This is a genomic window from Rhodococcus sp. DT1 (assembly GCF_049844875.1).
Classification (GTDB): Bacteria; Actinomycetota; Actinomycetes; order Mycobacteriales; family Mycobacteriaceae; genus Rhodococcus.
On sequence record NZ_JBNCLW010000005.1, the window covers coordinates 290,135 to 310,475 of the forward strand.

17 protein-coding genes are annotated in these 20,341 nt (G+C 68.2%); 15 read left to right on the forward strand and 2 right to left on the reverse strand.

The features are described 5' to 3' along the window. The first annotated feature begins 2 nt into the window (after positions 1-2). Together bluB and ACLQ3J_RS14690 are read left to right on the forward strand one after the other, a co-directional pair. The gene (gene bluB, locus ACLQ3J_RS14685; RefSeq protein ID WP_378527962.1) at positions 3-698 is read left to right on the forward strand and encodes a 5,6-dimethylbenzimidazole synthase; all 696 of its coding nucleotides are present in this window, start codon (positions 3-5) and stop codon (positions 696-698) included. Between the two features lie 142 nt (positions 699-840). Further along, entirely contained in the window at positions 841-2,484 is a 1,644-nt protein-coding gene (locus ACLQ3J_RS14690) for an FAD-binding dehydrogenase (RefSeq protein WP_425903713.1), read from the forward strand. Between the two features lie 27 nt (positions 2,485-2,511). On the opposite strand, the gene ACLQ3J_RS14695 is transcribed toward ACLQ3J_RS14690, so the two are convergent. Next, positions 2,512-3,156 (reverse strand): MBL fold metallo-hydrolase, encoded by a 645-nt coding sequence (locus tag ACLQ3J_RS14695; RefSeq protein ID WP_169652045.1) that lies wholly within the window; start codon positions 3,154-3,156, stop codon positions 2,512-2,514. Between the two features lie 158 nt (positions 3,157-3,314). Here ACLQ3J_RS14695 and ACLQ3J_RS14700 point away from each other — a divergent pair, with 158 nt between their 5' ends. Next, entirely contained in the window at positions 3,315-3,794 is a 480-nt protein-coding gene (locus ACLQ3J_RS14700; protein ID WP_296551440.1) for a carboxymuconolactone decarboxylase family protein, read from the forward strand. Positions 3,795-3,797: 3 nt separating this feature from the next. After that, entirely contained in the window at positions 3,798-4,712 is a 915-nt protein-coding gene (locus ACLQ3J_RS14705) for an LLM class flavin-dependent oxidoreductase (RefSeq protein WP_425903716.1), read from the forward strand. A gap of 51 nt (positions 4,713-4,763) precedes the next feature. Here ACLQ3J_RS14705 and ACLQ3J_RS14710 read toward each other — a convergent pair whose 3' ends face one another. Continuing rightward, on the reverse strand, positions 4,764-7,004 hold the full coding sequence (locus tag ACLQ3J_RS14710) for a heavy metal translocating P-type ATPase (RefSeq protein WP_425903718.1): 2,241 nt from the start codon (positions 7,002-7,004) through the stop codon (positions 4,764-4,766). Between the two features lie 180 nt (positions 7,005-7,184). On the opposite strand from ACLQ3J_RS14710, the gene purS reads away from it, so the two are divergent. The 11 genes from purS (at position 7,185) to ACLQ3J_RS14765 (ending at position 20,331) form a co-directional block, all read left to right on the forward strand. Further along, a complete protein-coding gene (purS, locus tag ACLQ3J_RS14715) occupies positions 7,185-7,430 on the forward strand; it encodes a phosphoribosylformylglycinamidine synthase subunit PurS (RefSeq protein WP_072701971.1) in 246 nt (81 codons plus the stop codon). Beyond that, entirely contained in the window at positions 7,427-8,104 is a 678-nt protein-coding gene (purQ, locus tag ACLQ3J_RS14720; RefSeq protein ID WP_169621297.1) for a phosphoribosylformylglycinamidine synthase subunit PurQ, read from the forward strand. Before purS ends, purQ begins: the two co-directional genes overlap by 4 nt. 179 nt (positions 8,105-8,283) lie before the next feature. Continuing rightward, a complete protein-coding gene (locus tag ACLQ3J_RS14725; protein ID WP_296551446.1) occupies positions 8,284-9,129 on the forward strand; it encodes an SDR family NAD(P)-dependent oxidoreductase in 846 nt (281 codons plus the stop codon). Between the two features lie 45 nt (positions 9,130-9,174). Beyond that, complete coding sequence (locus ACLQ3J_RS14730) at positions 9,175-10,332, forward strand: serine hydrolase domain-containing protein (protein ID WP_422424512.1); 1,158 nt, start codon at positions 9,175-9,177, stop codon at positions 10,330-10,332. A gap of 20 nt (positions 10,333-10,352) precedes the next feature. Next, positions 10,353-12,602 carry a cytochrome P450 gene (locus ACLQ3J_RS14735; protein WP_169651960.1) on the forward strand — a complete coding sequence of 750 codons (2,250 nt, stop codon included), beginning with the start codon at positions 10,353-10,355 and terminating at the stop codon, positions 12,600-12,602. A gap of 72 nt (positions 12,603-12,674) precedes the next feature. Next, complete coding sequence (locus ACLQ3J_RS14740; RefSeq protein ID WP_206036968.1) at positions 12,675-13,289, forward strand: TetR/AcrR family transcriptional regulator; 615 nt, start codon at positions 12,675-12,677, stop codon at positions 13,287-13,289. A 283-nt stretch (positions 13,290-13,572) separates the two neighbouring features. Beyond that, positions 13,573-14,871, forward strand: a complete 1,299-nt coding sequence (locus tag ACLQ3J_RS14745) for a M18 family aminopeptidase (protein ID WP_425903721.1) — start codon at positions 13,573-13,575, stop codon at positions 14,869-14,871. Positions 14,872-14,968: 97 nt separating this feature from the next. Continuing rightward, on the forward strand, positions 14,969-15,559 hold the full coding sequence (locus ACLQ3J_RS14750) for a Uma2 family endonuclease (protein ID WP_169621293.1): 591 nt from the start codon (positions 14,969-14,971) through the stop codon (positions 15,557-15,559). A gap of 67 nt (positions 15,560-15,626) precedes the next feature. Further along, positions 15,627-17,906 carry a phosphoribosylformylglycinamidine synthase subunit PurL gene (gene purL, locus ACLQ3J_RS14755; protein WP_425903722.1) on the forward strand — a complete coding sequence of 760 codons (2,280 nt, stop codon included), beginning with the start codon at positions 15,627-15,629 and terminating at the stop codon, positions 17,904-17,906. Between the two features lie 56 nt (positions 17,907-17,962). Next, on the forward strand, positions 17,963-19,684 hold the full coding sequence (locus ACLQ3J_RS14760; protein ID WP_425903861.1) for an alpha/beta hydrolase: 1,722 nt from the start codon (positions 17,963-17,965) through the stop codon (positions 19,682-19,684). Further along, positions 19,681-20,331, forward strand: coding sequence for a CPBP family intramembrane glutamic endopeptidase (locus ACLQ3J_RS14765; protein WP_378527956.1), 651 nt, complete (start codon positions 19,681-19,683; stop codon positions 20,329-20,331). Before ACLQ3J_RS14760 ends, ACLQ3J_RS14765 begins: the two co-directional genes overlap by 4 nt. Positions 20,332-20,341 lie beyond the last annotated feature (10 nt).

The window sequence follows — 20,341 nt, forward strand, 5'->3', positions numbered from 1 at the left end:
TCATGTTCACCGCTCGAGCGCGCGAGGCGCTGTACGACATCATCCGCATGCGCCGCGACGTCCGCGCCGAGTTCAGCGGGGAGGCGATTCGCGAGGACGCGCTGCACCGGGTTCTCGCCGCTGCCCACCACGCACCGAGCGTGGGTAATACGCAGCCGTGGGATTTCGTGGTGGTCCGTGATCCGGAGCGCCTTGACGCTTTCGCCGAGCACGTCGCCGGATGCCGGAAGGCGTTCGCGGATTCACTGCCCGAGGACAAGCGGCGGACCTTCGACCCCATCAAGGTCGAGGGCATCGCCGAATCGCGTACCGGCATCGTCGTCACCTACGACCCGTCGCGCGGCGGGAAGCACATCCTCGGGCGGCATACCGTCGACGAATCCGGCTTGTTCTCAGCGGTTCTCGCCATCCAGAACCTCTGGCTCGCGGCTACGGCGGAGGGGCTGGGCGTCGGGTGGGTGTCGTTCTACGAAGAAGAATTCCTCCGCGACTTCGTCGGAGTCGAGGACCCCGTCCGACCGATCGCCTGGCTGTGCCTCGGTCCCGTGACACGCCTGCAGGAGGTTCCGGACCTCGAGCGGTTCGGCTGGAGACAGGGCCGCCCCCTCGGTGATGCCGTGCACTTCGAATCCTGGGGGAAGCACGACGAGGGACTGAACGGCGCGAGACTGCCGGAACGTCGCGACGCCGACGTGTGATCACTCCGCAGTCGTCGTTCGAGCGACGATTCGCGTCGGTCTATCGCCGGCCGGCGTCCTCGACGGGGCGCGTCACCGTCTGAGGAGTTGCGTGGGCGACTGTTTGTCCCGAGCCGTGCGTTCGCTCGGTACTGTTTGCGGCATGGACGCAGATGTGATCGTGGTGGGGGCGGGCCTTGCGGGACTCGTGGCGACGGGAGAACTCGTCGACGCAGGCCGGAAGGTGATCCTGGTGGACCAGGAGAATGCGAACAACCTCGGGGGACAGGCATTCTGGTCGTTCGGCGGACTGTTCTTCGTCGACAGTCCCGAGCAACGGCGTCTCGGTATCGAGGACTCGTACGAACTGGCCCTCCAGGACTGGATGGGCACGGCGGGCTTCGACCGCGAGGTCGACGACCGGTGGCCACGCCGGTGGGCGCAGGCGTACGTCGAATTCGCGACGGGGGAGAAGCACGCGTGGCTCAAGCAGCGCGGGCTGAAGATCTTCCCGATGGTCAACTGGGCCGAACGTGGCGGTTACGACGCTGCGGGACATGGCAATTCGGTTCCCCGTTTCCACATCACGTGGGGCACGGGACCGGCTCTCGTCGAGATCTTCGCTCGTAAGGTCCGGGAGGGCGTCGACCGGGGACTGGTCACGCTGAAGCACCGGCACCAGGTCGACGACCTGGTGATCACCGACGGAGCGGTGACAGGGGTGCGAGGCACCGTGCTCGAGCCGACCGACGCCGCTCGCGGTGTCGCTTCGTCGCGGGTGGGAGTCGGTGAATTCGAGTTCGCTGCCGGAGCCGTGATCGTCACTTCCGGCGGTATCGGCGGCAACTTCGAACTCGTGAAGAAGAACTGGCCCCAGCGTCTGGGCGAGCCGCCGAAGCGGATGCTCACCGGTGTTCCCGCGCACGTCGACGGGCGGATGCTCGAGATCACCGAGAACGCCGGTGGCAACGTCGTCAACCGCGACCGGATGTGGCACTACACCGAGGGCATCACGAACTTCGACCCCGTGTGGCCGAACCACGGCATCCGGATTCTGCCCGGACCGTCGTCGCTCTGGCTCGACGCCACCGGAACTCGCCTGCCGGTTCCGCTGTTCCCCGGTTTCGACACCCTCGGCACTCTCGAGCACATCGCGCGCACCGGGCACGACCACACCTGGTTCCTCCTGGACCAGAAGATCATCGAGAAGGAGTTCAGTCTCTCCGGATCGGAGCAGAATCCCGACCTCACCGGCCGGGATGTCCGCTTGCTCCTGCAGCGCATCCGGTCGGGTGCGCCCGGACCGGTGGATGCGTTCATGCGGCGTGGCGTCGACTTCGTCGTCCGCGACAACCTCGCCGACCTCGTCGCCGGAATGAACGAGCTGACGCCTGATACGCCGCTCGACTACGAGCGGGTGCGTTCGGTCGTCGAGTCGCGGGACCGGGAGATGACGAACAAGTTCACGAAGGACCTGCAGGTCGTCGCGATGCGTGCGGCCCGCACCTACAAGCCGGATCGCATCGCCCGCATTGCGTCGCCGCACCGGATCCTCGACCCGAAGGCCGGCCCCCTGGTCGCGGTCAAACTGCATCTCCTCACCCGTAAGACGCTGGGAGGCCTCGAAACCGACCTGTCGTCGAGGGTGTTGCGTGCGGACGGCTCGGTGTTCGACGGGCTGTACGCGGCAGGCGAGGTCGCGGGCTTCGGAGGCGGTGGCGTACACGGCTACCGCTCGCTGGAAGGCACGTTCCTCGGCGGATGCATCTTCTCCGGCCGCGCCGCCGGGCGGGCGGCGGCGCGGTAAACCCCCCTCGGCGGCGCCGGGTGCGGATCAGACTTCGACGTCGTCCTCGTACGGCAGTACCCGGAACTCGGTGCCGTCGGGGGCCATGTCGGAGTACCGGCCGTAGAAGATGCCGTTCGCCTGATCGGTGATGATGCCCTGGTGGATCGGCACCGCCACCCGGGGATTCACGGCACGCAGGTAGTCCACGGCTTCCCAGATCTTGAGCCACGGCGCCGCTGCCGGGAGTGCGAGTACGTCCACCTTCTCGGACGGGATGTACAGCGAGTCTCCCGGGTGCATCAGGCGTGCCGGGTTCTCCGCGTCTCCGACGAGGAACGCGGTGTTGTCGATAACCGCAAGGTCGGGGTGGATCACCGCGTGGCGGCCGCCGGTGCCCCGGATCGTCACGTCGCCGACCGTGAACCGGTCGCCGGGCCGCACCGCCGACCAGTCGCCCTCGAGAAGTTCCGCGGACTGCGGATCCGAGAACAGGGCAGCGCCGGGGTTGGCGTCGAGAAGCGCCGGGAGGCGGGCGGGGTCGGCGTGGTCCGGGTGCTGATGGGTGACCAGAATCGCGTCGAGGCCGGTGATCCCCTCGAATCCGTGCGAGAAATTGCCCGGGTCGAAGAGGATCTTCTGCCCGAGGTGTTCCACGAGGATGCAGGAGTGGCCGAAGTGGGTCAGTCGCATGCCTCCGAGTATGCCGTTCGCAGTATCGGTCGCGAGCCGGATCTCCGGTGCGTGCGCGAGCCGGATCTCCGGTGCGTGCGCGAGCCCGATGGTACGTTGCGTAGTCAACTAATCGGTGCACATGCACGACGGATCGCCGACCGGCCCGAGGAGCGGACATGACCGAAACCCGAGAGCCCCGCGTTCTGATCGACAAACAGACCCGGCCTGTCTACCGGGCACAGGTCGCCGTCGCCGGCGCGGTGCGCGAGGCCGTCGCGGAGGCGGGGCTCGAGCGGTCCCTCGTCGAACTCGTCAACATCCGGGTCTCGCAGATCAACGGTTGCGCCTACTGTCTCGACATTCACGTCCGCGAGGCGCTGAAGGCAGGCGTGTCGACGACGCAGCTCGCGGTGTTGTCGGTGTGGCGGGACACCGAGCTGTTCACCGATGTCGAGCGGGCGGCGCTCACCCTCGCCGAATCGGTGACAGTGCTGCCCTCGAGCTACGAGCAGGACCGCGACTACGCGGAGGCCCGAGCGCACCTCACCGACGACCAGCTCTCAGCCGTCGCATGGGTGGCCATCACCATGAACGCGTTCAACCGCATCTCGATCGTCAGCCGCCACGCCCCGCGCTCCGAGTCGGAAGGATCGTGACACGTGCCCGACTACCGGCAATCCCTCGAATTCGGCAGCTTCCTCACACCGTCCGCCGGTGACCCGGCCTGGGTGGTGGATCTCGCTCTCGTGTCCGAACGCGCCGGGCTCGATCTGGTGACGATCCAGGATCACCCCTACCAGTCGCGTTTTCTCGATACCTGGACCTTGCTCAGCTGGATCGCGGCCCGGACGACGACCGTCACGGTCGCGCCGAACGTGGCGAACCTTCCCCTGCGCGGACCGGTGATCCTCGCACGCAGCGCCGCGTCACTGGACCGGCTCAGCGGCGGCCGCGTCGAACTCGGACTCGGCTCGGGTGCGTTCTGGGATGCGGTGGCGGCCAACGGAGGTCCGCGCCGAAGCGCCGGGCAAGCGGTGACGGCGTTGGCCGATGCGATCGCGGTGATCCGGGCGCTGTGGTCCGACGAGAAGGGCGGGGCGAAGGTCGACGGCGAGTATTACTCGCTGTCCGGTGCGAAACGCGGCCCCGCTCCCGCACACGATCTCGGAATCTGGGTCGGCGCCTACGGCACCCGCATGCTCGGACTGACCGGACGGCTCGCCGACGGCTGGCTGCCGAGTTCGTTCGCCGCCGGGCCCGACGTCCTGGGAGAGATGAGCGCGCGGGTCGACGACGCCGCTCGGGAGGCCGGGCGCGAACCCGCGCAGATCCGCCGCCTGTACAACGTCACCGGCACCTTCGCCGATGTTGCCGACGGTTCGTTTCTGCACGGTCCGGCGGAGGTGTGGGCCGAGCAGCTCGCCGAGCTGACTCTGCAGCACGGCACGAGCACGTTCGTTCTCGCGAGCGACGCCTCGACGGACCTCGAACGCTTCGCAGCCGAGGTCGCGCCGCGGGTGCGCGAACTCGTTGCTGCCGAACGCGGCGAATGGGAGTCGGCGATATCGCGATAGCGATGGTGTGCGAGATCGGAAGATCTCGCACACCACCACCGTCGCCCGGGGTCAGCGGGGCGCGAACCTGCGCAGGCGCAGACTGTTGCTGACCACGAACACCGAGCTGAATGCCATTGCCGCGCCCGCGATCAGCGGGTTGAGCAGCCCCAGCGCGGCGAGCGGCAGCGCCGCGACGTTGTAGGCGAACGCCCAGAACAAATTGCCCTTGATGGTGCGCAGCGTTGCCCGCGCGAGGCGGATGGCGTCGGGGGCGGCCCGTAGATCGCCTCGGACCAGGGTCAGATCCGACGCCTCGATGGCGACGTCCGTTCCCGTGCCCATCGCCAGCCCGAGGTCGGCCTGGGCCAGCGCTGCCGCGTCGTTGACGCCGTCGCCGACCATTGCGACGACCCTGCCCTCGGACTGGAGACGCTCGATCACCTGAACCTTGTCGGCGGGCATCACTTCCGCGATGACCTCGTCGATGCCGACCTGCTTCGCGACCGCCTCGGCCGCGCCGCGGTTGTCACCCGTGAGCAGCACGGGACGAAGACCCAGGTCGCGGAGTTCGGACACGGCGGCACGGGAACCGTCCTTGACCGTGTCGGACACCACGACGACCGCACGGACCGCACCGTCCCAGGCCACCCAGATCGGCGTCCGGCCTTCGGATTCGGCCGCCTCGGCTTCTCGTCGGAGGTCGGGTGCCGGTGCGAGCGACCATTCGTCGCGCAGCCAGGACAGCCGCCCGGCGAGCACGGCACGTCCGTCGACCACACCGGAAACCCCGCGCCCGCCGTGGTTTTCGAAACTCTCCACACCGGACAGCGGACGCGTCTGTGCGGCGTGGTCGGCGATCGCCCGGGCGATCGGATGCTCGGATGCGTGTTCGAGCGACCCCGCGAGATGCAGTACTTCGTCGGCGGATTCGTCCGGCGCCACATGAACGGAGGCGACGGTCATCTCGCCCGTGGTGACGGTTCCGGTCTTGTCGAGTACGACGGTGTCGACGCGGCGCGTGGATTCGAGGATCTGCGGGCCCTTGATGAGGATGCCGAGTTGCGCTCCGCGGCCTGTGCCGACGAGCAGCGCTGTGGGAGTCGCGAGACCCAGCGCGCACGGGCACGCGATGATCAGCACCGCGACCGCCGACGTGAAGGCAGCCGAGACGGGATCGTCGGTGAACAGCAGCCACGCGGCGAGGGTGAGCAGCGACAGCCCGATCACGATCGGGACGAACACCGCGGAAATCCGGTCGGCGAGGCGCTGGACCTCGGCCTTCCCGTTCTGTGCGTCCTCGACGAGGCGCGCCATCTGGGCGAGTTGGGTGTCGGAGCCGATGCGGGTCGCCCGGACGGTGAGGCGACCGCCGGCGTTGACGGTCGCACCGACCACGGCGTCGCCGGGCGCGACCTCCACGGGCATCGACTCACCGGTCAGCATCGACTCGTCGACGGCCGACGAACCCGATTCGACGACGCCGTCCGTCGCGATCTTCTCGCCGGGACGCACCACGAACACGTCACCGACGGCGAGCTGGTCGACCGGGATGCGGGTTTCGGTGCCGCCACGCAGCACCGCGACGTCTTTGGCTCCCATGTCGAGCAGCGCCCGCAGGGCGGCGCCGGAGCGGCGCTTCGCCCGGGCCTCGAACCAGCGACCCGCGGTGATGAAGGTGGTGACGGCCGCGGCGACCTCCAGGTAGATGTGCTCCTCGCCGCCGCCCGAGGCGAACAACTCGAAGGTCATCTTCATGCCGGGCATACCGGCGTGGGTGAAGAACAGCGCCCACAGCGACCACAGGTATGCAGCGGTGACACCGACGGAGATGAGGGTGTCCATCGTCGCGGCACCGTGCCGCAGGTTGGTCCAGGCCGCGCGGTGGAAGGGCAGGGCGCCCCACACGACGACCGGTGACGCGAGGGTCAGGCACAGCCACTGCCAGTTGTCGAACTGCAGGGCCGGGATCATCGACAGCGCGACCACGGGGACGGTGAGCAGGGCCGACACCGTCAGGCGCTGTTTCCATGGCGCGGCTTCGTCGGGTCCGCTGTCCTCGCCGGCAGCGTGCTGCGTCTGCGGGGGTGCGGGCAGTGCTGCGGTGTAACCGGTGGCTTCGACGGTCGCGACGAGGTCTTCGGGCGTGATGTCGCCGCTGTAGCTGACCTTCGCCTTTTCGGTCGCATAGTTGACCGACGCGGTGACGCCGTCCATCCGGTTGAGCTTCTTCTCGACGCGCGCGGCGCAGGAGGCGCAGGTCATCCCACCGATGGTGAGTTCGACGTCACGCGTCGTGTCGGCGGTCGTCATGTGGATACTCCTTCGATGTCGTTCCTCCTTTATACCCCTAGGGGGTATGTGTCCGCTACTCCCTGGGGGCGGTGGCCGGCGGGGCAGCGGCCGGTTCCGGCTCGAGCGGCCTGAGCCGGTAAACTTCGATGGGTCCGGTGTCCGTTCCCGGGCGCCAGCACTACTACCGAGGAGCAGCACGTGGCGCGTGTCGTCGTCGAAGTCATGCCCAAGGCCGAGATTCTCGACCCTCAGGGTCAGGCCATTGCCGGGGCGTTGTCGCGGCTGGGCTTCGCGGGCGTGACCGACGTCCGCCAGGGAAAGCGATTCGAACTCGAGGTCGACGGCAGCGTCGACGACGCCCAGGTGGAGAAGATCGCCGAAGCGCTCCTCGCCAACACCGTGATCGAGGACTGGGCGGTTCGCCGGATCGACGGTGACGCATGAGCGCACGCATCGGGGTCATCACGTTCCCCGGCACGCTCGACGATATCGATGCAGCCCGGGCGGTGAAGCTTGCCGGCGGCGAGGCCGTGAGCCTGTGGCACGGTGACGCCGACCTCAAGGGTGTCGACGCGGTCGTCGTGCCCGGTGGGTTCTCGTACGGCGACTACCTGCGGTGCGGCGCCATTGCGCGGTTCGCTCCGGTGATGACCAAGGTCGTCGAGGCGGCGCGCGGCGGAATGCCGGTGCTCGGCATCTGCAACGGCTTTCAGGTGCTCGCGGAAGCGGGCTTGCTGCCCGGCGCGCTGACCCGCAACGCAGGTCTGCACTTCGTGTGCCGCGACCAGTGGCTGAAGGTCGAATCGAACTCAACCGCGTGGACGTCGCGCTACGAGCAGGGTGCCGAGATCCTGGTACCGCTCAAGTCCGGCGAGGGCCGTTACCAGGCCTCGCAGGAAGTGCTCGACGAACTCGAGGGCGAAGGCCGTGTCGTGTTCCGCTACGTGGGCGAGAACCCGAACGGATCCCAGCGTGGCATCGCGGGCATCGCGTCGGCGAACGGCCGGATCGTCGGCCTGATGCCGCACCCCGAGCACGCCACCGAGGCGCTCACCGGCCCCAGCGACGACGGGCTCGGCATCTTCTACAGCGCGCTCGACGCGGTGGTCAACGCCTGATCTCCTGACGCACCGAAACCCCCGCCGTCCGATGGACGGCGGGGGTTTTTCGTTGGTCCGTCCATTCTTTGCGGTCGTTTTAACGCCGAAATACCCATCCTCACCTGCGGTGGAAAAGTTTCACTAGACATACGTCTACCCAAAATGTCATGCTCTGCATCACCGGTGGCGGAGGCCGAGTGAGCCAGCTACCGCACATTCCCGAGGAGATTCGTATGCAGTTCCAGGACAAGGTCGTTTTCATCACCGGTGCGGCGTCAGGCATGGGTCTTGCCACCGCGCAGGCATTCGCCGACCAGGGCGCCGTCGTCTACGGCGCGGACATCTCCGCCGACAACCTCGCTCGCGACTTCGCGGCGCTCCCGGGAGCCCACGCCGTTCCCCTCGACATCGCCGACAGTGCCGCCGTGCGCGAAGCCTTCGCCACCGTCGAGCGTGAGCACGGCCGACTCGACGTGCTCGTCAACGCGGCTGGCGTCAACGCGCCCAACAAGGCTGCGCTCGACGCCCTCAACGCCGAGAACTACAAGGGCTTCGAGGCGATGAAGGAAGGCCGGCAGCACAACCCGGAGTTCTACGAAACCATCACCGACGAGGACTTCGACCGCGTCCTGAAGATCAACCTGTACGGCCCCTTCTACACGATGCGTTCCGCTGTGCCGCTGCTCAAGAAGGCAGGCGGCGGCGCGATCATCAACTTCTCCTCGGCCGCCGCGCTGATGTCGGTGGCGATGCCCGCGTACTACCCGGCGTCCAAAGCCGGTGTGCTCGGCCTGACCCGGGAGGCTGCCACCGAACTGGCTCCCTTCAACATCCGCGTCAACTCCCTTGCGCCCGGGGCCGTCGACACGCCGCTGTTCCGCCAGAGCGACGAGGAGTTCTCCGACTTCCTCATCTCGATGCAGCCCATCAAGCGGCCCGCCACCCCCGAGGAGATCGCCAAGACCGTGCTGTTCCTGGCGGGTGCCGAGGGCTCCTACTACACCGGGCAGACGTTCTCGCCGTCCGGCGGATTGGTCATGTAACCCACCGCTGATCCCCGCCGCACCGAGAGAAACAGGACCGACACCATGCCCGCTCTGGACCCCACCGCACTCACCCGGCTCACCGACGAGATCCGCCGTGACATCGACCACGGCGACTACGACGGCGTCAACATCATCGTCGCGCGTCACGGCGACATCGCCCTGAACGAAACCCTCGGCTACGCCGAACGCGCCACCGAGACCGCGCTGCGGCCGGACAACGTCTTCCGCATCCTGTCGATGTCGAAGGCGTTCACCAACACGCTCGCGTACCGCGCACTCGGCGAAGGCAAGCTCGCGCTGTCGACGCGCGTCGTCGACATCATCCCCGAGTTCTTCGGCACCGACGTCTTCCGCTCGGTGCGCAAGGACCGCATCAACCTCCACCACCTCCTCACACACCGCTCGGGAATGCCCGCCACCCCGAACCCCGGCCTCGGACCGGACCGCTTCGGGGTACTCGCCGACGTGATCGACGCGCTGTGCTCCGTGGACGTCGTCAACGAACCCGGGACCACCCTCAACTACGCGCCGTCGATCAACCACGCCCTCATGGGTGAAATGGTCCGTCGCGCATACGGTTACGACCACTTCCGGGACCTCGCGCGCGATCTCGTCTTCGAGCCGCTCGGGATGACGCGGACGGCGTTCGGCATGCCCGCAGCCTGGCGCGCGGACGCGGTGCCGCTCAAGGCATACGTACCCGACAACGGCTGGCTGTCGCCGGCCGACATCGAAAACCTCAACGACACCATCACCGAGGCCGCGGAGATCCCGTGGGTCGGTGCCGTCAGTACCGCGGAGGACATCTTCGCCTTCGCCGAGATGTTCCGCCGCAAGGGCGAAGTGAACGGACAGCACCTCGTCGCTCCCGTGGTCGTCGACCAGGCCACGACCCTGCAGACCGGCGACATGCCCAACGACCTGTATGCGGGCATCGCCGCGAGTCGCGGATGGGAAACCCCGCCCGGCAACTTCGGGCTCGGATTCTCCTTGTCCGGCACGGGACCCCACGCATCGTTCTTCGGACCCTTCACCTCCCCCCGCACCTTCGGCAACTACGGTGCCGGGTCGTCCCTGTTCTGGGTCGACCCCGAACTCGACATGACGTTCGTATTCCTGTCGGCCGGCTGCATGGACGAAGGCGACAACGTCGCCCGATTCCAGAAGCTCTCCACCATGGCCGCCGCGGCCGCCCGCTGACTCCTCCGGGAAGACCTGACATGACCCTCACGCCTGAAGCTCCCTCCGCTTCCCGGTGCCCTGTCGCGCACGGTTTCGACGCACTGAGCGACGACTACTTCACCGACCCCGCAGCACATTTCGCGAAGTTCCGGGACGAGACGCCCGTGTTCTTCTATCCGTACCTCAACGCGTGGATCGTCAACCGCCGCGAAGACGTCGAGACCGTGCTCGCCGACTGGCAGCGGTTCACCTCCGGCGGCAACAGCGGCACCATCGACGTCCCCGAACAGTTCCGGGCGATCGTGCCGCCGGACCTCATCACACAGATGCTGGTGGGCTCCGATCCGCCGAGCCACACCGACCACCGGTTCGTCGCGCAGCGCGGGTTCACCAAAGAACGCATGGAGGCGCTGCAGCCCGAGATCGAGGCACGCGCGCACCGCGTCGTCGACGGCTTCGAGGCACGCGGCTCCGGCAACCTCGTGACGGACTACGCGCTCGAACTCACCACGCAGACGATCATGGCGCACATGGGTCTCGGGTACGAGCACGACGCGATGATGCGCCAGCTTCGGGACGACTTCGCGATGATCCTCGCGTCGGCTGCCGAACCGATGGCCGAGCCGATGCGGACGCAGGTGTGGCAGCGCTACATCGATGCCACCCTCGTGCTGCGCCGCATCATCGACGAGCGTCGTGAGAACCCCGGCACCGATCTGATCTCCGATATGGCGATCGTGAACGACAAAGACGGCAACCGGATGCTGTCGGCGGCCCAGATCGCTGTGCATCTCACCGAATTCGCGATGGCCGGCGTCGATTCGACCACCCAGGCGGTCTCGAACGCGGTGCTGTTCCTCGCGCGGAACCCGGAAACCCTCGCCGAGGCGATCGAGGATCCCGCACTCTGGCAGCGAGTGTTCGAGGAGACCGTGCGACGCAGGCCGTCGTCACCGTTCGCTGCGCGCCAGGCGCAGCAGGACATCGAACTGGGCGGCGCGCACATCCGGAAGGGCGACATGGTGTGGCTGGCGCTGGCCAGCGCCAACACCGACCCGGCGCGGTGCCCGCACCCGTTCGAGTTCGACATCCACCGCCCCGAACCCGAGAACCACCTCGCGTTCACCCAGGGCCGGCACACCTGCCTCGGCCAGGCACTCGCCCGGGTTCAGGGCGCGACGGCACTGCAGGTGCTCTTCGAACGGCTCCCGTCGTTGCGTCCCGCGGCGGAGGTTCCCCTCGACTTCCTGCCGATCGCGCTGCTTCCGGTGCGCCGGACCCTGCCGGTGACCTGGGATGTCGCCGACATCGAGCGAGCGAAAACCAAGACCGCCCGGCACATGGAACTCACGGTGCTCGAGCGCCGCGACGAATCCGACGGGGTGGTGTCGCTGACCCTCGGCCACCCCGACGGCGGCGCGCTGCCCACGTGGAAGCCGGGCGCGCACATCGAAGTTCGGCTCGGCGACGGCGACGACGCCCTGCTGCGGCAGTATTCGCTGTCGTCGTCTCCGCAGGACAGCACACGCTGGCGGATCGGTGTGCTCCGCGAACCGGATTCGCGCGGTGGATCGCAGTACGTACACGACCGGTTGCGGGACGGCGCGACCGTCACGGTCGGCTTCCCCCGCAACAACTTCCGTCTCCGCCCGGCTGCGCGGTACGTCTTCGTGGCCGGGGGGATCGGCATCACCCCGATCCTGCCGATGATCGCGCAGGCCGAGGCCGACGGTGCCCGCTGGGAACTGCTCTACGGCGGCCGCACTCGCGCGTCGATGGCCTTCCTCTCCGAACTCGAGCGGTTCGGCGACAAGATCACCGTGTGCCCGCAGGACGAGACCGGTCTGCTGGATCTGCGTACGTTGCTCGCCGAGCCCACCGAGGACACGCTGATCTACTGCTGCGGTCCCGAACCGCTCCTGCAGGCGATCGAAGCCGCGAGCGCGCACTGGCCGGTCGGGTCGCTGGTGACGGAACGCTTCGCCGCGAAGAAGATCGTGCGCACCGAACCGGACGTGGCGTTCGACGTCGACTTCGCCCGATCCGGGATCACCGCCACGGTGCCCGCCGGGAAAACGGTGCTGGACGTGGCGGAGGAGAACGGTATCGAGGCGTTGTCGTCGTGCAAGGAAGGGACGTGTGGCACCTGCGAGGTCCGGATTCTCGCGGGACGCGCCGACCATCGGGATTCGATCCTCACCCCCGGTGAGCAGGAGCGGAACGAGACGATGATGATGTGTGTCTCGCGCGCGGAGAAGGGGTGCTCGAGGCTGGTGCTCGACGCCTGACCGTGCGAAAACTCGATCGGATTCCGGCGGCGGGACCGGTAGGGTTTCGTGCGACGAGAGGCGGGAGGGCGAGTGGCACCGAGAACGGCGGTCGTGCCGAAGATGACGCGGGTCGAGCAGAAACGCGCGACGCGTGAAGCACTCATCGAATCGGCGCGGGCACTGTTCGTCGAATCGGGATACACCTCCACCACGGCCGAGGCGATCGCCAAGGCCGCGGGGGTGTCCCGCGCGACGTTCTACCTGCACTTCCGGTCCAAGGCGGAGATCGTGCAGTGGCACATGTCGGCGCTCGAACAGCCGATCCGGGACGACTACCGGCGCCTCGACGCGTTCGAGGACCCGTCGCTCGGCGACGTCACGGACTGGCTGAACGAGCACGCGCTGTTCTGGCGGGCGCACCGGGCCGAGTTCGCGAGCATGGAGCAGGCGCTCTCGCACGAGCCTCTCGTGTCCGACGAGTGGTTCGCCATGTTGCGCCGTGTCGCGTCGGGTATGGACAACCTGCTGGGGCGGCAGTCGGACGACGACGCCCGGTTGCGGGCACGCCTCCACGTGACGTCCATGCTGATGTCGACCGACCGCAACTTCCACTTCGCGCTGGTGCAGGGGCACGACGAGAATTTCGAACGGCTTGTCTCCGTGCTCGCGGAGCAGTGGTTGTTCTGCCTGCACCGCACAGGCTGACGACATACGGAACGAGGGATCTCGCGCGCCGTCCCGATCGGCTGCGAGATCCCTCGTCCGTGAAACCCGGAGCTCAACCCCCCGATCGGGTCCCGGGCCGGCGCCCCCGTTTCGTTCGATGGAGGCACCGACCACCAGTGTGCCCGGCTGGCCCCGGTTTGTCCTGACAACTCGTCGCCGATTTGTCCCCAAAGCGGCTTCGACGCCGTCATCCGAACTCCCGGCGGGGTCTCTCGCGTCAGGGGTATCCGGTCGGAGGATCCGGAAGTGCGAGGATGCAGACATGCCTTCGATGACGCAAGCGGATGCCCCGGGACTGTGCAACTTCGTCGACATGTCGCCGTCGCCGTTCCACGTGTGCGCGACCGTCGCGGCCGCGCTGAACGACGCGGGCTTCACCGAACTCGACGAGTCGCAGCGCTGGCCGAGTGAGCCGGGACGGTACTTCCTGGTCCGCGGCGGATCGCTCGTCGCGTGGAGCACCGAAGGCGACGACACCGATCCGGCGCGGCCCTTCCGCATCGTCGGTGGACATACCGACAGCCCCAACCTGCGGGTGAAACAGCATCCCGACCTCGCGTCCGCCGGATGGCGGCTCGTCGGACTCGAACCGTACGGCGGAGCCTGGCTCAATTCCTGGCTCGACCGCGACCTCGGTGTGTCCGGGCGGCTGACGGTGCGCTCGGGATCCGGTTCCACCGACGTGCTCGTGCGCGTCGACCTTCCCGTACTGCGTGTTCCGCAGCTGGCGATCCACCTGTCCGAAGACCGCAAAGGCGTGCAACTGGACCCGCAGCGGCATCTCAACGGCGTGTGGGGCATCGGCAGCGAACCCCGCTCGTTCCTGGCGTATGTCGCCGGGCAGGCCGGGGTGGACGCCCGGGACGTGCTCGGATGGGAACTGATGACACACGATCTGGCGCCGAGTTCCCTGGTCGGCGCCGACGGTGAACTGGTCAGCGCACCGCGCCTGGACAACCAGGTCACCTGCTACACCGGGCTGCAGGCGATGCTGCACGCCGCCGATCACGTGGCGACTCACGCCGGCCCGGTGCCGCTGCTCGCCCTGTTCGACCATGAAGAGGTCGGCAGTATGTCCGACCGGGGTGCGTTCTCCGACCTGCTCACCACGGTCCTCGAACGCATCGCGCTGGTGCGCGGCGGCGGCCGTGAGGATTACCTCCGGGCGCTGGCGGGGTCGGTCGTCGCGTCGGGGGACATGGCCCACGCCACCCATCCCAACTATGCGGATCGTCATGAACCGGCCCACCGGATCCTGGTCGGCGGCGGCCCGGTGCTCAAGGTCAACCAGAACCTCCGCTACGCCACCGACGCCGCAGGGGCGGCGGCGTTCGCGCTCGCCTGTGAGCAGGCCGGCGTGCCGTTGCAGCGGTACGTGCACCGGGCCGATCTGCCGTGTGGCTCGACGATCGGTCCGATCACGGCATCGCGCACGGGATTGACCACCGTCGATGTGGGGGCGCCCCAGCTCGCGATGCACTCGGCCCGCGAACTCATGGGAGCCGCCGACGTCGCGAGCTACGCCGATGCTCTCGCTGCGTTCCTGACGCCCGCGATCTGAGCCGGATCTCCGAGACCGGCGGTTCCCGAGACCGCTGCGCACTCCGGTGACAGACTGAGGTGGTCCTGTCCGGCCCGCAATGAACGGGAGTGTTGGCGTGAGCAGCCCGTCCTATCCCGATCACCTGCTGACCCTCGACGAGTGGGTTGCGCTCCCGGACCACGAGAACCATCACGTCGAGGTGTGCGAGGGCGTTCTCGTCGTCGCACCGGCACCGGGCGCCGCACACGATCACGCCGAGATGGTCCTTGCGATGCAACTGGACCGCCAGTTGCCCGACGACCTGTGCGTGCTCGGCGGCGTCGAGGTGCTGGTGTCGGAGAACCCGCTGACGGTGCGGGTGCCCGATGTGATCGTCGTGGACCGGACGCTCGTCGACGCCGACCCCGATCGCGCTCCGATCACCGAGGTGCGGCTCGTGGCGGAGATCACCGTGCCGGGCACCGCCCGCACCGACCGGGTCACCAAGTTCTCCGAATACGCCGAGGCAGGCGTGCCGCAGTACTGGATCATCGATCTCGACGGACCGCCGGTGGTCGCGGTGTTCACCCTCGAGGACGGCTGGTACCGCTACGACGGCGAGCACACCGGCACGACCGTCCTGAAAGCGGTGGGTCATGACGTCACCCTCGAGCTTCCCGGCCTTGCCCCCGCACCGGTGACGCCTGCCGAGCCCTCGCCCCGATAGACTGGCTCCCGGCAGTGCCCGCCCGGCCTGCTGTTTTCGATCCCAGAGTGAAGGGACCCGACGCCCAGTGTCACCGCACGTGGATACCGTCACCCACGCCGCCGAATCTCCTGATGTCGCTCAGCCCTTCCGGGAGCTGGGACTCAAGGACGACGAGTACGCGCGCATCAAGGAAATCCTGGGGCGCCGCCCCACGGACGCCGAACTCGCCATGTACTCGATCATGTGGTCCGAGCACTGCTCGTACAAATCGTCCAAGGTGCACCTGAAGTACTTCGGCGAGACCACCACCGACGAGATGCGTGCCTCGATGCTCGCGGGCATCGGCGAGAACGCCGGCGTCGTCGACATCGGCGACGGCTGGGCCGTCACCTTCAAGGTCGAATCCCACAACCACCCGTCGTACGTCGAGCCCTATCAGGGCGCCGCGACCGGTGTCGGCGGCATCGTCCGCGACATCATGGCGATGGGAGCCCGGCCGATCGCGGTCATGGACCAGCTCCGCTTCGGCGACCCGAGCCACCCCGACACGCGGCGCGTCGTCGACGGTGTCGTGCGCGGTGTCGGCGGATACGGCAATTCGCTGGGTCTGCCCAATGTCGGCGGCGAGACCGTGTTCGACGCCTCGTACCAGGGCAACCCGCTCGTCAACGCGCTCTGCGCGGGCGCGATGCGCGTCGAAGACCTCCACCTGGCGTTCGCGTCCGGAACCGGCAACAAGATCATTCTGTTCGGAGCCCGCACCGGCCTCGACGGCATCGGCGGCGTCTCCGTTCTCGCGTCCGAGACCTTCGACGACAGCGCGGGCGGCCGGCCCAAGAAGCTGCCGAGCGTGCAGGTCGGCGACCCGTTCACCGAGAAGGTGCTCATCGAGTGCTGCCTCGACCTGTACCGGGAGAAGCTCGTCGTCGGCATCCAGGATCTCGGCGGTGCCGGACTGTCCTGCGCGACATCCGAACTCGCCGCGGCCGGTGACGGGGGAATGCACATCTCCCTCGAGCGCGTCCCGATGCGCGCGACCGGCATGACCCCGGCCGAGGTGCTCTCGTCCGAGTCGCAGGAACGCATGTGCGCGGTGGTCGCTCCCGAGAACGTCGACGCCTTCATGGCGGTCTGCAAGAAGTGGGACGTGCTCGCAACCGTGATCGGCGAGGTCACGGACGGAGATCGCCTCGTCATCGACTGGCACGGTGAAACCGTGGTCGACGTGCCCCCGCGCACCGTCGCCCACGAGGGCCCGGTCTACGAGCGTCGCGTGCAGCGCCCCGAAGGCCAGGACGCGCTGGTGGCGAACACCACCGCCGGGCTGAAGCGTCCGGAGACGGCCGCCGAACTCGAGGCCACGCTGCGCAAGATGCTCGCATCACCCGCGCTGTGCAGCCGCAAGTGGATCACCGAGCAGTACGACCGCTACGTGCGTGGCAACACCGTGCTCGCCGAGAACGCCGACGCCGGTGTCATCCGGATCGACGAGGAGACCGGCCGCGGCATCGCGCTGGCCACCGACGCGTCGGGCCGCTACACCCAGCTCGATCCGTACACGGGCGCGCAACTCGCACTCGCCGAGGCCTACCGCAACGTCGCCACCACCGGTGCGACCCCGAAGGCCGTGTCGAACTGCCTCAACTTCGGTTCGCCGGAGGACCCGGCCGTGATGTGGCAGTTCCAGCAGGCCGTGCGCGGTCTCGCCGACGGCTGCGCGCAACTCGGAATCCCCGTCACCGGCGGCAACGTCAGCTTCTACAACCAGACGGGCTCGACGCCCATCCTGCCGACGCCGGTCGTGGCTGTGCTCGGCGTGATCGACGACGTGCATCGCCGCATTCCCACCGGGCTCGGTCTCGAACCCGGGGAGACGCTGATCCTGCTGGGGGAGACCCGCGACGAGTTCGACGGGTCCATCTGGGCGCAGGTCGAGCACGACCATCTCGGCGGCGTGCCCCCGAAGGTCGATCTCGAACGGGAGCGGTTGCTGTCGGAGATCCTGCTCGCCGGTTCGCGTGACGGACTGATCTCGGCTGCCCACGACCTGTCCGAGGGCGGTCTCGCGCAGGCCGTCGTCGAGGCGGCGCTCGCAGGCGAGACCGGTTGCCGGATCCTGCTGCCCGAGGGCGCAGACCCGTTCGTCACGCTGTTCTCCGAATCCGCCGGACGGGTGCTCGTCGCAGTGCCTCGCACGGAGGAATCCCGGTTCACCGGGATGTGCACCGCACGCAACATGCCGTGGGTGCGTATCGGTGTCGTCGACGAGGGCTCCGACTCCATCGAGGTCCAAGATCAGTTCTCGATTCCGATGGACGAACTTCGAGAGGTGTGGGAAGGCACCCTCCCGGCTCTGTTCGGGTAGCCGTGCCGGCGAGCCAGGTCGATCGCCTGGCGGCGATCGCGGCCCGACGGGGCCGAATCGTCGCGGCGGTCAGCGACTTCGGTGACCGCTATCCTCTGCCCGCGCGGGTGTGGGGACGGTTGAGCCTGGACTTCACCGGCATCGCCTTCGCTTCACTGTTCTTCTGCTGGTCGTTGACGCCGTCGCTGCTGCCCCGGGACTGGTTGTTCCAGGGCATCGTCGGCGGCATCAACGCCGCCATCGGCTACGGCGTCGGGTGCGCGGTCGGGTGGGCCGTCCACCGCTTCCTGCTGTCCGGCAGGCGGTGGTGGCCGCCGCCGCTGCCCGTCGTCCGGGCGTTCAAGGTCGCGATACCGGTCGCGGGAGTCGTCGCGGCTCTCGTCGCACTCGTTCTCGCCGCCGACGACCAGCGTCAGCTCGCCGCGCTCATGGGGTCGGAACGGACCACCACCAGCGGATATCTGCGCACCATCCTGCTCAGCCTCGGAGTCTCCGCCGGTCTGATCGGACTCTGGCGCGCCCTGCACGACATCGGCCGCTGGGTAGCCGGGCAACTGATCCGCCGTGCCCGCGTGCCGCTCGGGCTGGCCCGGACGCTCGGTGTGCTCGTCGTCGTGCTCGCCACGTTCATGCTCATCGACGGAGTATTGCTGCGCGGCGCATACTTTTTCACCAATCAAGCGTTCAGTCTGCACGACGACACGACCCGTGAGGGAACTCTCCAGCCGGCCGAGCCCACGAAGTCGGGCAGCCCCGATTCGCATGCACCCTGGGAATCGCTCGGGTTCCAGGGCAGAGATTTCGTCTCGCGCGGCCTCGACGCCGGCGAGCTGAGCGCCATCAACGGCGTCCCCGCGCAGGACCCGATCCGGGTGTACGTCGGGCTCGACTCCGCCGACACCCCCGAAGAGCGTGCGGATCTCGTTGTCGCCGAACTCGAACGCACCGGCGCGTTCGACCGGTCGGTGCTCGCGTTGATCCCGACCACCGGCACCGGGTGGGTCAATCCGACAGCTGCGCAGGCGATGGAACTCGTCCACAACGGCGACCTCGCGATGGTGGCGTGGCAGTACTCGTACCTGCCGAGCTGGATCTCGTTCCTCGCCGACCGCGAGAAGGCCGCCGCGGCAGGGGAGATGCTCATCGACCGAGTACGAGAGCGCTGGACGCAGTTGCCGGAGGACACCCGCCCGAAGCTGTACATCTACGGCGAGAGCCTCGGCACCCAGTCCGGGGAGGGAGCGTTCGACAGCATCGGCGAGATCCGCTCGAGTGTCGACGGGGTCCTGTGGGTCGGTCCGCCGAACTCGAACCGATTGTGGCGGCAGATCGTCGAGCGGCGAGATCCCGGCACACCCGAGGTGTTGCCGGTATACGCGGACGGACTCGTCGTGCGATTCGCCGGCGGAAGCGAATCCGTTCCCGAACCCGACGCGGCGTGGCTGGCGCCGCGCGTGCTCTACATCCAGCACACCTCCGATCCGGTGGTGTGGTGGTCTCCCGACCTGATATTCAGCCGACCCGACTGGCTCGCGGAACCACCGGGACACGACCGGCTGCCGCAGATGCGGTGGTTCCCGTTCGTGACGTTCTGGCAGGTGTCCGCCGACCTGACGAACGCGGCCGGGGTGCCGGACGGGCACGGCCACAACTACGGCACTGCGGTGCTCGACGGCTGGCTGGCGATTGCGCGACCCGACGGATGGACCGCCGACGACACCGAACGAGCCCGCACCGCACTCGAGCAGTTGCGGGGCGTGCAGGGGCCGGAGAAATGACGCCGGGGTCATGGCGAGGGGTGGTCGCGTCCGCCGCGACGCTCGCGCTCGGTGCGGCCCTGCCCGCAGTCCGGTCGGGCCCTCGGGGTCGAGGGTTGCTCGCCGCCGCGGCGGGAGTGAGCGCGGTCCTGGCGACTCGTGCGTCCGGAGTGTCTGTATCCGCGCTCGGATTCGATCCCGCCCGCACCCGGGACGGTGTGCGGTGGGGTGGTGGCGCGGCGACGGCGGTCGCGGCGGGGTACGTAGTCGCGGTGACGGTGCCCGGACTGCGCGCGCACTTCGTCGACGAGGGTCGCGCATACCGTCCGGACTTCTACGAGTGGATCGGGCTGCACATACCGGTCGGCACGGTGGTCGCGGAGGAGTTGCTGTTCCGCAGCGCCTTGACGGCCCTGGTCGGTCCTGTCCCACAGGCCCTCGTCTTCGGCCTCTGGCACATCCGCCCGGCCAGGATCGAAGGCGACAGCGTTGCCGGCACGGTGCTCGTCACCGCGCTGTCGGGTCTGGTGTTCGCGTGGTTGCGTGTACGCAGCGGCAGCATCCTGGCTCCTGCGCTCGCGCATCTGGCCGTCAATGTGGGCGGGGCTGTCGCAGTCCGGATCGCTACAGTCCGGGCAGCGAAAGGCACACACGTGCGCCGGGATTAGGCTTCGGGAA

What these genes read in the sequence shown, in the direction of transcription:
- bluB (WP_378527962.1), top strand. Translation starts at nt 3, where the DNA reads ATGTTCACCGCTCGAGCGCGCGAGGCGCTGTACGACATCATCCGCATG.
- ACLQ3J_RS14690 (WP_425903713.1), top strand. Translation starts at nt 841, where the DNA reads ATGGACGCAGATGTGATCGTGGTGGGGGCGGGCCTTGCGGGACTCGTG.
- ACLQ3J_RS14695 (WP_169652045.1), bottom strand. Translation starts at nt 3,156, where the DNA reads ATGCGACTGACCCACTTCGGCCACTCCTGCATCCTCGTGGAACACCTC.
- ACLQ3J_RS14700 (WP_296551440.1), top strand. Translation starts at nt 3,315, where the DNA reads ATGACCGAAACCCGAGAGCCCCGCGTTCTGATCGACAAACAGACCCGG.
- ACLQ3J_RS14710 (WP_425903718.1), bottom strand. Translation starts at nt 7,004, where the DNA reads ATGACGACCGCCGACACGACGCGTGACGTCGAACTCACCATCGGTGGG.
- purQ (WP_169621297.1), top strand. Translation starts at nt 7,427, where the DNA reads ATGAGCGCACGCATCGGGGTCATCACGTTCCCCGGCACGCTCGACGAT.
- ACLQ3J_RS14730 (WP_422424512.1), top strand. Translation starts at nt 9,175, where the DNA reads ATGCCCGCTCTGGACCCCACCGCACTCACCCGGCTCACCGACGAGATC.
- ACLQ3J_RS14735 (WP_169651960.1), top strand. Translation starts at nt 10,353, where the DNA reads ATGACCCTCACGCCTGAAGCTCCCTCCGCTTCCCGGTGCCCTGTCGCG.
- ACLQ3J_RS14745 (WP_425903721.1), top strand. Translation starts at nt 13,573, where the DNA reads ATGCCTTCGATGACGCAAGCGGATGCCCCGGGACTGTGCAACTTCGTC.
- ACLQ3J_RS14765 (WP_378527956.1), top strand. Translation starts at nt 19,681, where the DNA reads ATGACGCCGGGGTCATGGCGAGGGGTGGTCGCGTCCGCCGCGACGCTC.